Origin of the sequence: Sphingobium wenxiniae (genome assembly GCF_007830065.1) — a bacterium.
Classification (GTDB): Bacteria; Pseudomonadota; Alphaproteobacteria; order Sphingomonadales; family Sphingomonadaceae; genus Sphingobium; species Sphingobium wenxiniae.
This window is the reverse complement of sequence record NZ_VLKK01000011.1, coordinates 29,826-43,861: the sequence shown is the minus strand read 5'-3', so window position 1 is coordinate 43,861 and position 14,036 is coordinate 29,826. Positions and strand designations below refer to the sequence as shown.

General features: G+C 64.4%; 11 protein-coding genes, 1 tRNA gene and 1 pseudogene. 7 read left to right on the top strand and 6 right to left on the bottom strand.

The features are described 5' to 3' along the window. Positions 1-7 precede the first annotated feature (7 nt). On the bottom strand, positions 8-2,053 hold the full coding sequence (locus tag IQ35_RS14300; RefSeq protein WP_145074265.1) for a ParB/RepB/Spo0J family partition protein: 2,046 nt from the start codon (positions 2,051-2,053) through the stop codon (positions 8-10). Positions 2,054-2,508: 455 nt separating this feature from the next. Between IQ35_RS14300 and IQ35_RS14295 the strand changes: the two genes are divergently transcribed. The 4 genes and pseudogenes from IQ35_RS14295 to IQ35_RS21550 all read left to right on the top strand — a co-directional run. Next, positions 2,509-2,754, top strand: coding sequence for a FitA-like ribbon-helix-helix domain-containing protein (locus IQ35_RS14295; protein ID WP_170935525.1), 246 nt, complete (start codon positions 2,509-2,511; stop codon positions 2,752-2,754). After that, positions 2,751-3,173: a type II toxin-antitoxin system VapC family toxin gene (locus IQ35_RS14290; protein ID WP_058817955.1), complete on the top strand. Its 423-nt coding sequence runs from the start codon at positions 2,751-2,753 to the stop codon at positions 3,171-3,173. The genes IQ35_RS14295 and IQ35_RS14290 overlap by 4 nt, the downstream gene beginning before the upstream one ends. Before the next feature lie 82 nt (positions 3,174-3,255). Continuing rightward, positions 3,256-3,501, top strand: a complete 246-nt coding sequence (locus tag IQ35_RS14285) for a hypothetical protein (RefSeq protein ID WP_058817956.1) — start codon at positions 3,256-3,258, stop codon at positions 3,499-3,501. An 18-nt stretch (positions 3,502-3,519) separates the two neighbouring features. Next, positions 3,520-4,599: pseudogene (locus IQ35_RS21550) on the top strand (recombinase family protein); the annotation flags it as partial. Between the two features lie 69 nt (positions 4,600-4,668). On the opposite strand, the gene IQ35_RS21545 reads toward IQ35_RS21550, so the two are convergent. Next, positions 4,669-4,926, bottom strand: coding sequence for a hypothetical protein (locus IQ35_RS21545; protein ID WP_058817958.1), 258 nt, complete (start codon positions 4,924-4,926; stop codon positions 4,669-4,671). A 249-nt stretch (positions 4,927-5,175) separates the two neighbouring features. Then, positions 5,176-5,252, bottom strand: a tRNA-Arg gene (locus IQ35_RS14275). 139 nt (positions 5,253-5,391) lie between these two features. On the opposite strand from IQ35_RS14275, the gene IQ35_RS14270 reads away from it, so the two are divergent. Further along, a complete protein-coding gene (locus IQ35_RS14270; RefSeq protein WP_145074262.1) occupies positions 5,392-5,895 on the top strand; it encodes a hypothetical protein in 504 nt (167 codons plus the stop codon). 60 nt (positions 5,896-5,955) lie between these two features. On the opposite strand, the gene ppdK is transcribed toward IQ35_RS14270, so the two are convergent. From ppdK to IQ35_RS14255, 3 genes are all read right to left on the bottom strand, one after another. Next, entirely contained in the window at positions 5,956-8,658 is a 2,703-nt protein-coding gene (ppdK, locus tag IQ35_RS14265) for a pyruvate, phosphate dikinase (RefSeq protein WP_145074260.1), read from the bottom strand. Between the two features lie 142 nt (positions 8,659-8,800). Then, positions 8,801-11,056 (bottom strand): glycine--tRNA ligase subunit beta, encoded by a 2,256-nt coding sequence (gene glyS, locus IQ35_RS14260; RefSeq protein ID WP_145074415.1) that lies wholly within the window; start codon positions 11,054-11,056, stop codon positions 8,801-8,803. Continuing rightward, positions 11,056-11,928, bottom strand: coding sequence for a glycine--tRNA ligase subunit alpha (locus tag IQ35_RS14255; protein WP_031292168.1), 873 nt, complete (start codon positions 11,926-11,928; stop codon positions 11,056-11,058). The genes glyS and IQ35_RS14255 overlap by 1 nt, the downstream gene beginning before the upstream one ends. Positions 11,929-12,086: 158 nt before the next feature. Between IQ35_RS14255 and IQ35_RS14250 the strand changes: the two genes are divergently transcribed. Both IQ35_RS14250 and IQ35_RS14245 read left to right on the top strand, forming a co-directional pair. Further along, positions 12,087-13,001: a TraB/GumN family protein gene (locus IQ35_RS14250; RefSeq protein WP_145074257.1), complete on the top strand. Its 915-nt coding sequence runs from the start codon at positions 12,087-12,089 to the stop codon at positions 12,999-13,001. A 7-nt stretch (positions 13,002-13,008) separates the two neighbouring features. Continuing rightward, positions 13,009-13,890, top strand: a complete 882-nt coding sequence (locus IQ35_RS14245) for a TraB/GumN family protein (protein ID WP_221442100.1) — start codon at positions 13,009-13,011, stop codon at positions 13,888-13,890. Positions 13,891-14,036: the final 146 nt, after the last annotated feature.

Genomic DNA, 14,036 nt, shown 5'->3' with positions numbered 1-14,036 from the left:
CAGGTTGCTACTCGGCGGCGACGGCGTAAGGCGCTTCCTCGTCCACCTCCGCCACGTTCTCCGCCTCCGCTTCCTCAACCGGCGCGGACTGCTCGGCCTCCGGCTGCGGGGTCCGCAGCGCGGGGGGGAGCCATCCCGTTCCCGCCAGAAGCTGCTCGGCGGCCTGCGCCATGTCCGGCTTCTTCATGTCGGCGATGCGGCGGGCGGCATCCTCGGAGACGCCTTCGCTCACGGCCTCCACGATATGCGCCTTGGTGACGCGGCCAAGGTAGCTGTCCACCGTGGGCGTCCAGTCCTTCGCCACGTCTAGCGCCAAGGCGCCCGCCAGCCGATCGGCGGTCTGCAACGACCGGGGCTTGCGGTCCCACGGCAATCGCAGGGCGTTGACGGTGCGAGCCGCGCAATGCGCCAGCAACGCCGTCCGCTTCTCATCGTCCAGCGCGACGATGAAGCCCCACAGGTCCGCCACGTCACGCGGCATCCGCTCGGCCCATGCCTCGTGCTGCTCGCTCGCCCGCGCCGCCAAGGGCGTATCCTCGATCCCGTCCGCGTGGCTCTCCAAGGGGATCACGGTCGGACGAACCTCGATGCAACCGGCCTCCGCATAGCTGTAGAACAGTTGTGCGGTGAGCGTGTGGGTCAGCGCAATCAAGGCCGTTGCGGGCTGCTCGGCAAGCGCGACGCGAAGCGCCAGCGTCCGGTAGGCGGACAGGTCGCGGGAGAGGCTGTCGGAAATGGGCTTGCCCGGTTCCTCGTCCTCCTCGTCGATTTCCTGCTCGTCCTCGCCGTCCTCCCGCTGCTCGTCCTCGCCGCTCGGCGGCTCGGTCGGATCGCCATCAGCCTCCGGCTCCGTCTGCGGGTCCGCCAGCGCCTCGTCCTCGGCTCGCACGAAACCGCGCTCGATCCGCACGGTGCCGTCGTGATTGAGGATCACGAACGCACCCCCGTTGGCGATAACGGTGGGCGCGAAGGCCGAACGCTTGGCAGAAATGGCGTCGATCTCGTCGGACACCGCCTCCAGCTTCGCCGCCACATCCTCCGGCATTTCGTCATAGGACGAATAGCCTTCGGCAAGCTCGTCATGCTCGGCGGACAGTTCCTCCAACCGCGCCTCGTCCTCGTCGGACAGGGCGATGGGCTGCGGATAGAAGCGCCGCATCCCGTGGGCGTGGGGATAGTCGATATGCGCTTCGGTCCATTTCCAGCCCTCGGCCTGAACCTGCTCCGCAACCTCCCGCAGCTTCTCGGCGGCGAGCATGTCGAGCAAGCCCACATCCTCGAAGAACCCGCCACGGTCCTCGCTGAACAGGTCGCGGATGATGTTGCCGCCCGCCTCGACATAGGCGTCGGTCCCGACGAACACCGCGCGCCGGTCGGTCGCCGGGACGTTGGCAGCGGTCATGTCACGCCGGATGATCCACGGCTCGCGATTGTGATGCAGGTTGGCGAACACCTGCTCCTGCCGGTCGTGGTCCTCGGTGATGGCGAAGGCCATAAGCTGGTCCAGCGTAAGGCCGCCCTCCCGATAGACCTGCAACAGCTTCGGGCTGACCGCGCCCAAGCGAAGCCGCTGCTTCACCACGCCAGCCGACACGCCGAACCGCGCGCCGATTTCCTCCGCGCCATAGCCCTTGCCGTCCGCAAGCTCGCGGAACCGCTCGAACTGGTCGGCGGGGTGCATCGGAGTCCGGGTCACGTTCTCGTCCAGGCTGATTTCGGACGGGTCGTTGGCGGTATCGAGCCAACAGCGCACCGGCTCGGACTTCTTGATCTGCTTGCGCTTGGCGCGCAACAGCATCGCTAGCCTGCGGCCTTCGCCAGCGGTGACGAGATAGTTGCCGGTCGGCGTCCCGTCCTCCTTGGTTTCCGGCTCCACGACAAGGTTCTGGATCAGTCCCTTGTGCTGAATCGAAGCGGCCAGCGCCTCGATAGCCGCTTCCCCATGCGGCACCTTGCGGGCATTGCGCGGGGACTTTTTGAGCTTGGCGAGCGGCACGAAGATTTCGACGCCCGACACAGGCTCGGCGGCTACGGTTTCGGTAACAGCGTTCATCACACTTCTCCTAAAAACCGCACTCACCCCGGAATGGGGTGGGCGGCGAAGAAGCGACCGGCAGGCCCGCCGGCGGAGCCGGGCAGCACCCGAAGGGCCGGAACGTAGAGAAGGTAAGCGCGGCACGCGCGTTGCGGCCCGGCGCGGCGGGCCTAGAGGGAAGCGTCGCCCACCCCATCGACGGGGAGAGAAACGACCAATGCGATCGGGCCGGCGCAGCCCTGGCCGATCTCCGCAAGACCGGAAAGACTACAATCCGCGCGGCGGATTGGCCGAACGGCGCGCCAGCGCTACTCCGCCATGCTGATCGTCACCTGGCAGGGACGAGACCCGTCAGGGGCTCGGTCGGAGCGCAGCGGAGATAGAGCGGCGGTCCCGCAGGGAGGCGCCACCCCTGACCTTGCACTTTTCCGCTTCATCGACTAACATGCAGTCAATGACTTATGGAGTTGCATATGGCAGTCATGACGATCCGAAACATCGACGATGCGATCAAAAATCGTCTGCGCCTGCGCGCTGCGATGCACGGTCGGTCGATGGAAGACGAGGCCCGCGACATCCTGCGTTCAGCGCTCTCGACCGAAATCCCCCGGCCTCGCAATTTGGGACAGGCCATCCATGAGAGGTTCGGCGCGCTGGGCGGTGTCGATCTGCCTGAGCTGTACCGCGAGCCGATCCGGGCGGTGGACTTCGGCGAATGATTGTTCTCGACACGAACGTCATTTCCGAGCTGATGCGGCGCGAGCCTGACCCGAGGGTCATGGCGTGGATTGCCGAGCAGCCGATGGCGGGCGTATTCACGACGACGCTGACGCAGGCGGAAATCTTCTACGGACTGGCGCTGCTTCCCGAGGGACGCCGCCGCGATGACCTGCTGGCCGCCGCACGCCCCATGTTCGATGTCGATCTTGCCGGCCGCGTGCTGCCGTTCGATACCGACGCGGCCAGCGCCTATCCAGAGATTGCCGCCGGGCGGAAACAGGGCGGCAAGCCGATCAGCCAGATCGACGCGCAGATTGCCGCCATCGTGCGCTCGCGCGGCGCGCGACTGGCGACTCGCAATGTGCGCGACTTCGCCGAGTGCGGGATAACGGTCGTCGATCCGTGGGGCGAAGCATGACGCCCGCCGCCGCACGACCCTATCTGCGCTACGCCGCGATGAAGCCTTTGTGCGAAGTGCGGACACGCGGCAGCGTGTCGAGATGGCTCTTCCTCGCAAAGTCCGTCGCCGCACGCCCCGTCGCTGGGCCGAGTGCCCGGACGACCTGCACGACTATACCAATCCCGTCGCGCCGCGCCGGGCGTCGCGCCGGTCGCGCGACGATGACGGGCCGCTCGTCGTCACTGACGACTGGCCGGAGCAAGTTCCGATCGGCGACGCCGAGTTGCGCGCGATCGAAGGCCACATGCGGCAAGAGCTGGACAAGCTGTTCGGACCGCTGCCGTGAAGTGAGGAGTGAAGCGTTATGACCAGCGCCGCCCTGCGACGAGACGAGGATGAGGCGCCGGTCGTGGCGACCGCCCGCGCGGCGCTCTACCTGCGCGTCTCGACCGGCCGGCAGGCCGAGAGCGATCTTTCGATTCCCGACCAGCGCCGCCAGATCGAAGGGTATTGTCTGTCACGCGGCTGGGAAGTCGCGGCCCAGTTCGTCGAGCCGGGCAACACCGCGACCGACGATCGCCGGCCTGCCTTTCAGGCCATGATCGACGCGGCGATGACAAAGCCGCCGACGTTCACCGTCATTGTCGTCCACAGCTTCTCGCGGTTCTTCCGCGACCAGTTCCAGTTCGAGTTCTACGTCCGCAAGCTGGCGAAGAACGGGGTGAAGCTCGTCTCGATCACGCAAGACTTGGGCGACGATCCGATGAGCGTGATGATGCGCCAGATCATGACGCTGTTCGACGAGTATCAGTCGAAAGAGAACGGCAAGCACACGCTTCGCGCGATGAAGGAGAATGCGCGGCAAGGCTTCTGGAACGGCGCTCGTGCGCCGATCGGCTATCGCGTGGTCGCGGCGGGCGAGCGCGGCGCAAAGATCAAGAAGAAGCTGGAGATCGACCCGAACCAGGCGGAGACGGTGCGGCGCATCTACCGCATGGCGCTGAATGGCGTCGATAACAGAGGACCGATGGGCCTCAAGTCGATCGCCACTTGGCTGAACGAGAACAACATCCGCACCCGCGACGGCGGGCGCTGGGGCTTGGGCGCGGTGCATCAGGTGTTGACCCGCACGACCTATATCGGCCAGCACCGTTTCAACACGCGCGATCACAAGACCAGGACGCCGAAGCCGGAGAGCGAGCACGCCATCATGGAAGTGCCCGCCATCGTCTCGGAAACGGAGTTCGAGGCGGTCCAGCGGTCGCTCAAGGCGCGGAGTCCGAAGATGATGCCGCCAATGGCGGTGGGCGGCCCGACGCTGCTCACCGGCATCTGCTTTTGCGCCTGCTGCGGCGGCGCGATGACGCTGCGCACGGGCACCAGCAGCGTCGGGCGGGAATATCGCTATTACACTTGCTCGACGAAGGCGCGACAGGGCGCGACCGGCTGTCCCGGCATCACCGTGCGGATGGATCGGCTTAATGAGGCCGTGGTCGATCATCTCGAAGCGCGGCTACTCGACCCGGCGCGGCTCGAAGCTCTGATGAATCAGATCCTCGAACGCCGCGACGAGTGGGTGAATCAGCGCCGCGAGCATGTCGCCGATCTTGAGCGACGCGCGACCGAGGCGGAAGCCAAGCTCAAGCGGCTTTACGACGCGATCGAGAATGGCGTCATCGACGTAAGCGATCCGTCGCTCAAGGATCGCATCGCCGAGCTGACCGCGACGCGCGACCAGGCCAAGGGAGATTCTGAGCGCGCACTTGCCCATATCGTGAAGATCGGCCCGGCGATCACGCCGGAGAGCCTGCGCGCCTTTGCAGCCGCCCTGAAAAAGAAGCTGCGGAACGGCGACGGCACTTTCGCCCGCGATCAGGTGCGGGCGGTCGCCCAGCGGGTCGAGGTGGTCAGCCGGAAAGAGGTCCGTATTCGCGGCCTGCGCAGCGAGCTGCTCCGAACGCTAACCGCCGCCTCTGGCGTAGAGGCGGCGGTGCTAGGCGTTCGTGCCTTTGAACCGAAATGGCGCGCCCGGAACGATTCGAACGTCCGACCCTCAGATTCGTAGTCTGATGCTCTATCCAGCTGAGCTACGGGCGCGTTGTGGAGGCGCAGATATAGGGGGGTGGATGATTGGGCAACCCCCTTTCTTTCTTTTTTTCCACTAATCCGTTCGGGAGAGGCCGGGCAGCAACTTTCCGCCTTCCAACTCGTTCCAACAGCAGGAAAGGATCGCCTCATGTCTTTCACGCCCAATGATATCGCGCTGCTGTTGATTGTGTTGCTGATAGGGCTGGTGCTGGGCCTCATCCTGAGCGGGCGCGCCAAATATAGAAGGCTCTGGCGCGACGAGCAGGCCGCCCATCGACAAACGATTCAGGAACATGACCGGCGCATTGCGGCGGCCAACGAACGGATCGCGCAGCTGGAACGGCAGTCCGGCCCTATCGGTCCCGGCACGGCCGCTGCCGTGGCCGGCGCGGCGGCCCATGGACGGGATGACCTCACCCGCATCCGCGGCATATCCGATCAGGACGAAATCGCGCTCAATGAAGCGGGCTATCATCGCTACAGCCAGATCGCGGCGCTGAACGGCGAACAGGAGGCCCTATTGGAGGGGCGCCTGGGCCGCAAACCCGGCTCTATCCAGCGAGAGGAATGGCGCGAACAGGCGCGACTGCTGGACAACGGCAAGGTGGATGAGCATGGCCGCCTTTACGAGCGGCTGCGGGCCGATCGATAGCCATCGATAGGCATCCCCGAAAGCGAAAGGGCGGGTCCGATCCCGCCCTTTGCCATTTCCTTACACCTTGTTGGCCAGCGCCGCCTGCGCCGCCGCCAGACGGGCGATCGGCACGCGATAGGGTGAGGCGGACACATAGTCGAGGCCGGCTGTCTCGCAGAAGGTGATCGACGCGGGATCGCCGCCATGTTCGCCACAGATACCCAATTTGATACCGGGACGACTCTTGCGGCCACGCTCGACGGCCAACTGGATCAGTTCGCCGACTCCCTCCACATCGATGCTCACGAACGGATCGCGGGCGAAGATGCCCTTGTCGACATATTGGGTCAGGAAACGCCCCGCATCGTCGCGACTGATGCCGATCGTCGTTTGCGTGAGGTCGTTGGTGCCGAAGGAGAAGAATTCCCCGACTTCGGCGATCTCGCCCGCCTTGAGCGCCGCGCGCGGCAGTTCGATCATGGTGCCGACCAGATATTCTACCGTCGCGCCCTGTTCCGCGAAGACTTCGCCGGCAACGCGATCGACGATCGCCTTCATCAGTTCCAGCTCCTTCCGGGTCGCCACCAGCGGAATCATGATTTCCGGGATAGGCGCTTCGCCGCTGCGCTGCTTGATGAGCAGAGCGGCTTCGAAGATGGCGCGGGCCTGCATCTCATAGATTTCTGGATAGGTGACGCCGAGGCGGCAGCCGCGATGGCCCAGCATCGGGTTGAACTCGTGCAGTTCGGAAGCCCGGCGCTTGAGCGCGTCGACGCCGACGCCCGCCGCCTTGGCCACTTCCTCGAACTCCGCTTCGCCATGGGGCAGAAATTCGTGCAGCGGCGGGTCGAGCAGGCGGATGGTGACGGGCAGGCCCGCCATCACCATGAATATCTGCGCGAAGTCGTCGCGCTGTTCCGGCAGCAGCTTTTCGAGAGCGGCGCGGCGGCCCTTTTCCGTATCGGCGAGGATCATCTCGCGAACGGCGGTGATGCGGGCCGCGTCGAAAAACATATGTTCGGTGCGGCAAAGGCCCACGCCTTCCGCGCCGAAATCGCGCGCCGTCTGGCAATCGAGCGGCGTTTCCGCATTGGCGCGGACCCTGAGGCGGCGGACCTTGTCCGCCCAGACCATCAGGACGCCGAAGTCGCCCGCCAGTTCGGGCTGCACGGTCGGAACTTCGCCCGCCATCACCTCGCCGGTCGACCCGTCGATGGTGAGGATATCGCCTTCCTTGAGCGTGCGGCCATCGATTCGAAGCGTCTTGGCCGCGTTATCGATGGACAGGCTGCCCGCGCCGGAAACGCAGGGACGGCCCATGCCGCGCGCCACGACGGCGGCGTGGCTGGTCATGCCGCCGCGCGCCGTCAGGATACCTTTGGCCGCATGCATGCCGTGAATGTCTTCCGGGCTGGTTTCGACGCGGACGAGGATGACCGAATCGCCCAGTTCGTTGCGGCGCTCGGCAGTGTCGGCATCGAACACGATGGCGCCCGAAGCCGCGCCCGGCGAGGCAGGCAGACCCTTGGTCAGCACATCGCGGGGCGCTTTGGGGTCCAGCGTCGGGTGGAGTAGTTGGTCGAGCGCGGCGGGATCGACGCGGGCGACGGCTTCCTCCTCGGTGATGAGGCCCTCGCGCGCCATGTCGACCGCGATCTTGAGCGCGGCCTTCGCGGTGCGCTTGCCCGAGCGGGTCTGGAGCATCCAGAGCTTGCCCTGCTGCACCGTGAATTCGATGTCCTGCATGTCGCGATAATGGGTTTCCAGAATCTCGAACACGCGGGCCAGTTCCGCATAGGTTTCGGGCATCGCCTCTTCCATCGAAAGCGGCTTGGCCCCTGCCCGCTCGCGGGCCTGTCTGGTGAGATATTGCGGCGTGCGGATGCCCGCGACCACATCCTCGCCCTGTGCGTTGATGAGATATTCGCCGTAATAGGCGTTCTCGCCCGTTGCCGGATCGCGGGTGAAGGCGACACCGGTGGCGGAGGTTTCACCCATGTTGCCGAACACCATCGCCTGCACGTTGACGGCGGTGCCCCAGTCGTGCGGGATCGAGTTCAGGCGGCGATAGACCTTGGCCCGGTCGGCCTGCCAGCTGCCGAACACGGCAGAGATCGCGCCCCAGAGCTGGTCGTTTACATTCTGCGGGAAAGGCTTTCCCCAAAGCTTTGAAACAAGATCCTTATATTCGGAAACGAGGGCTTTCCAATCGTCGGCGGTCATTTCCGTGTCGAGGGTATAGCCCTGATCTTCCTTGGCGATTTCAAGGGCTTCCTCGAACGCGCCATGGTCGAGTTCGAGCACCACATCCGAATACATCTGGATGAAACGGCGATAGCTGTCCCAGGCGAAACGCTCATCGCCCGACGCCGTGGCGAGACCGACGACGGTTTCGTCGTTGAGGCCGAGGTTGAGCACCGTATCCATCATGCCGGGCATCGAAATGCGCGCGCCGGAACGAACGGAAACCAGCAGCGGATCGGACGCATCGCCGAATTTCCGGCCCGTCACCGATTCGATATGGACGATGCCGTTCGCGACTTCCGCCTTGAGGCTTTCAGGATAGACGCCGCCGTCCTGATAATAGCGGGTGCACATCTCCGTCGTGATCGTGAAGCCGGGAGGCACGGGCAGGCCGATGGCGGCCATGCCGTCCAGATTGGCGCCCTTGCCGCCGAGAAGATTCTTGTTCCCCTTGCCGCCATCATCGACGCCGCCGCCGAAACGATAGACATAACGAGTGGCCGTGGTGCTCATGCTGTTCTCTTCCATCGTCAACATTGCGCGGCTCCCAAAAGTGATGACCGCATCTTTGTGCGTTGCAACAAGCCCTAAACAATATGCAGGCGACAAATGCACCTGCTTTTACGATATTTTCTGCCTAATGCCGCAATCGTCTCGCAAAATTCGTCATTTTGTTTCGTTACCCGGTAATTTTTGAAAAGTCGGCAACGGCATGAACGGCGTCCCGCACCCGCGCAAGAAGCGCGAGACGCGCCGTGCGTTTGACCGGATCGGCATCGTTGACCGTGACGCTTTCAAAGAAGGCGTCAATGGGCGCGCGAAGAGTCGCCAGCGCGGCCATCGCACCTTCAAACTCTTCCGCCTCCACAGCCTGCCGCGCGCGCGGTTCGGCCGCGTCGAGCGCAGCGATGAGGTCGGCTTCCGCCTCTTTTTCGGGCGTGTAGGACAGCGGCTTTTGCTCCGCCCGCTCCACGCCTTCCTTCTTGAGGATATTCGCGGCGCGCTTGTAGCCTGCGAGGAGATTCGCGCCATCATCGGTAGCGACAAAGGATTGCAACGCCTTCACACGGGCGAGCAGACGGACGAGATCGTCCTCCCCGCCGAGCGCAAAAACCGCGTCGATGAGGTCGTGGCGAACGCCTGCTTCCTTTTGCTGGACCTTGAGGCGGTCGGCGAAGAAGTCGATTATCTGCCGGCGCACCTGCACGGGCGATTCCATCCAGACGACACTATCGGACGCGACCCGGATTTCCCCGGTGGCCGGATCGGTCAGTTGCACATCCTCATGCTTGAGGAAACCGATACGCTCATCCTGCAGGACGAATGCCTCATCGGTAAGGTCGGCCCGGCCCGTCCGCTTGGTAAGAACGGCCGTTTTTCCATCATCGGATAGAGAACGGATCAGTGCCGCCAGAGCAAAACCCGAAGCCTTGTCGATAGGCAAACGAAGAGAATGACTGACCGCTATCTCAAGAATGCCGAGGGTTGCCCGCCGCAAGGCGAAAGGATCGCGCGATCCGGTTGGACGTTCGTCTATCGCGAAGAATGCCGCCAAGGTGTCCAACTTGTCCGCCAGCGAGACGGCCACCGTCACCGGCGCGGTGGGCACGTCGCCACCCTGCCCGACCGGCTTGTAGTGGTCGCGTATGGCGTCCGCCACTGCGTCCGGCAAGCCTTCGGCGCGGGCATAATAGCCGCCCATGATGCCCTGCAATTCCGGGAACTCGCCTACCATTTCGGTGACGAGATCGGCTTTGGCCAGGCCGGCGGCCTGTTCGGCGAGGTCGGCCAACTCTTCCTTCGCCATGGTGGCGGGGACGATCCCTTCTTCCACCAGCCAGCGGGCTAGCTTGGCGACGCGCTCCACCTTATCGGCGACGGTGCCGAGCTTTTCATGGAAGGTGATGCGTTCCAGCTTCTTCGCATGGTCCGCCAGACTGGTCTTGCGGTCCTGCTCCCAGAAGAAGCGGGCGTCGGAGAGGCGCGCGGCCAGAACCTTGCGGTTGCCCGCGACGATCGCCGCGCCGCCGTCCTTCGCCTCGATATTGGCGGTGCAGATGAAGGCGGGGGCAAGCTGGCCATCCGCATCACGCAGGACGAAATATTTCTGGTTGATACGCAGGGTTAGCTGAATGACTTCAGGCGGCACCTCAAGAAAGGCTGGGTCGAAATCGCCCAGCAGCGGGACCGGCCATTCGGTCAGGCCCGCATTCTCGGCGACAAGGCCCTTATCCTCGATCACCGTATAGCCATGGGCGGCGGCGGCTTCATTCGCCTTCGCCTCGATGATCGCCTGCCGTTCCTGATGGCTCACGATCACATGGCAGGCCCGCAGCTTTTCGGCATAATCCTGCGCGCCGCCAATGGTGATTTCACCCGGATGGTGGAAGCGGTGGCCGAGCGTGGTGTAGCCGCTGCGAACGCCCTCGATCTCGACGTCCACAAGGTCTTCGCCGAGGATCGCGACAATGCCTTGCAAGGGGCGGACCCAGCGGAGGCTTTCCGTTGTCCGCGACGCCGTGCCCCAGCGCATCGACTTGGGCCAGGGGAAAGCGCGGATGATGGCGGGGACGGCTTGGGCCAGCACCTCCGCCGTGGCGCGGCCGGGCTTGTTGACGACGGCGAACCAGACGCCGTCGCGGTCCTCAAGCCGATCCTGTGTCAGGCCGGTCTTGCGAAGGAACCCTTCCAGCGCCTGCGTGGGGGCAGTGGTGCGGGGGCCTTTGAATTCCTCGCTCACCGCCTGCGTTTCGGGCGGCAGGTCACGGGCGATCAGGGCCAGACGGCGGGGCGTGACGAAGCTGTCGATGGCGGCCGGTTTCAGACCCGCCTTGCCCAGTTCCTCGGTAAAGAGGCGGGCGAGGTCTTCGGACGCCTTGAGCTGCATCCGCGCCGGGATTTCTTCGCAACGCAATTCGAGGAGGAAATCGGTCATCACGCGGCCCACCCGTTCACCTGCATCCATGCCTCGCAGCTTCCCTTGGCGAGGTCGCGGACGCGGCCGATATAGCTGGCGCGCTCCTGCACGGAAATGACGCCGCGCGCTTGCAGCAGATTGAAGACATGGCTCGCCTTGATCGCCTGGTCATAGGCGGCGAGCGGGACGCCCGCTTCGATGCACGCCTTGCATTCGGCTTCAGCGTCGCGGAACCAGCGGAACAGCTTTTCGGTGTCGGCGATCTCGAAATTCCATTTCGACATCTGCTGTTCGTTAGCAAGGAACACGTCGCCATAGGTGACGCCCGCGTCGTTGAATTTCAGGTCGTAGACGCTGTCGACGCCCTGGATATACATGGCGAGGCGCTCAAGCCCGTAGGTCAGTTCGCCCGCGACCGGCTTGCAGTCGAAGCCGCCCATCTGCTGGAAGTAAGTGAACTGGGTGACTTCCATGCCGTCGCACCAGACTTCCCAGCCAAGGCCCCATGCGCCCAGCGTCGGGCTTTCCCAGTCGTCCTCGACAAAACGGATGTCGTGGACCAGCGGATCGATGCCGATTTCCTCAAGGCTCCTCAGATAGAGGTCCTGAAGGTTCGCCGGGGACGGCTTCATGATGACCTGATACTGGTAATAATGCTGGAGGCGGTTGGGGTTTTCGCCATAGCGGCCGTCGGTCGGACGGCGGCTGGGCTGGACATAGGCGGCGTTCCAGCTATCCGGACCAAGACTGCGGAGCGTGGTTGCGGGGTGGAACGTGCCAGCGCCTACTTCCATGTCATAGGGTTGCAGGATGACGCAGCCCTGCTTCCCCCAATAAGCATGGAGGGTCAGGATCAGATCCTGAAAGGATAGCGCTTTGCCTTCGGCCACGGACGGTCCTTCGGAAATGATGGTTTCTTTGCCGCGCGCCTTGGCGCAGCCGGGACGAACGGTCAAGGGCAAGACAGGGCGAGGACGGTTAATCCCCTTGCCCTGCGCCCCGCGCGCCCGCATGGAAGGAAAAATGGACCAAGGGATATCCGGCTGAGATGAAATTGGCTTTTTCGCGCCTGCTGGCCGCCGCGTTGCTGGTGCTGGGCGGGACGGTCGCGGGACATGACCCGGCCTTCGCCCGGACCGAGACGCGCAGTGCGCTCGCCGCCCCCGCTCTCTGGGAAGTGAAGGATGCGGACACGACCGTCTATCTGTTCGGCACGGTTCATGTGCTGAAACCGGGCATCGACTGGTTCAAGGGCGGCATCCGGCGCGCCTTCGATCAGTCGGACGAGCTGGTGCTGGAGATCATCGAACCGGACGATCCCAGGGAAATGGCGTCGATCCTGAGCACGAAAGCCATAGCGCAGGACGGGACGATGCTGTCCCAGCGGCTAGAGCCGTCGGCGCGGGGGAAATATCAGGCGGCGATGGAAGCCAATGGCTTGCCCTGGCAGGCATTCGAGATCTTCAACCCGTGGATGGCCGGGCTGGCGCTGTCGGTCGCGCCGCTCGAAAAGCTGGGATACAAGGCTGATCAGGGCGCGGAAAAGACGCTGACCGCCGCCGCCAAGGTCTCGGGCAAGACGATCGGCGCGCTCGAAACACCGGAGCAGCAGATCGGCTATTTCGCCGTGCTGCCGATGGCGCAGCAAGTGGCTTTCCTCACCGCGACGGTCGAGGGCCTGGGCGACATGGAAGCGCAGTTCGCATCGCTGATCCGGCACTGGCAGGCGGGCGAGCCGGACAAACTGGCCGAGGAGATGAACGAATCGCTCGAAGCGACGCCGGAACTGGCGCAGGTGCTGTTGTTCCAGCGCAACGCCAGTTGGGCGCAATGGATCAAGACGCGGATGGAGCGGCCGGGAACGGTCTTCATCGCCGTGGGCGCGGGACATCTCGCGGGCAGGAACAGCGTGCAGGATCAATTGAAGGCGCTTGGCCTGCTTTCGACGCGCGTTGGGGAATAAGCTGGTGATGCGGATGCTCTTCCGGCTCCTGGCGCTCTTTGCGCTCACCCTCGTCGCGGCTTGCGGCCCGGAGCCGTCCGCGCCGGAGCCTGAGCATGGCCCTGCCATCTGGCGGGTGCAGCGGGGAATGTTGGACGGATGGATTTTCGGAACCATCCATGTCCTGCCCAAAGGCGTTGCATGGCAGACGCGCGCTTTCAGGGACGCCATCGGACAGGCGGATCGGCTGGTACTGGAAGCGGCGGATCTCCAGGATTCGCAGAAAACGCTGGCGCTGTTCGAGAAGATGGGGCGCAGTCCCGGCCTGCCCCCGCTGGAAGCACGGATAGCGCCTGCCGACCGAGGCGCGCTGGAGCAGATCGTCGCGAGCGGCGGCACCAGCACGCAGGCGCTGGCGGGCTATGAAAGCTGGGCGGCGGCGATGCTGCTGTCGGCGGCAACGCAACAGGCGTCGCACGTCAGTCAGGACAATGGCGTCGAACCCGCGCTGATCGCGGCCTTCAAGGCGGAAGGGAAGCCGATTGGCGGTCTCGAAACCGTGGAGCGGCAGTTCGCGGCCTTCGACACCTTGCCCGAAGCGGCGCAGCGCCGCCTGCTGGCGCAGACGGTGCGTGAGGCGAAGGACATGCGCGCGCTCTACGACCGCATATTGAACGCTTGGATGCAGGGCGACATGGCCGCCATCGCGAAGGAAGACGAGATAGGGGAGCAGCCCGATCCGCTTGTCGAGGAAGCCGTGCTGATCGCGCGGAACCGGGACTGGGTGAAGGCCATCGAGCCCATGACGGGCCGCCCCTTCATCGCGGTGGGCGCGGGGCATCTGACCGGGCGCGACAATCTGATCGACCTGCTCAAGGCGAAGGGTTTTTCGGTCACGCGGATGCAATAGGAATGGGGTTGTGCAGTTTGCAACCCGCGGTTTCGCACAAGGGTGTTTTCGGCCATTTTCCGCCATTCAACATCCGTTATCCCAGCGAAAGCTGGGTATCCCTTAGGCTTGGTTGCACCCTAAGAAGAGCGATGCCAGCATTCTCT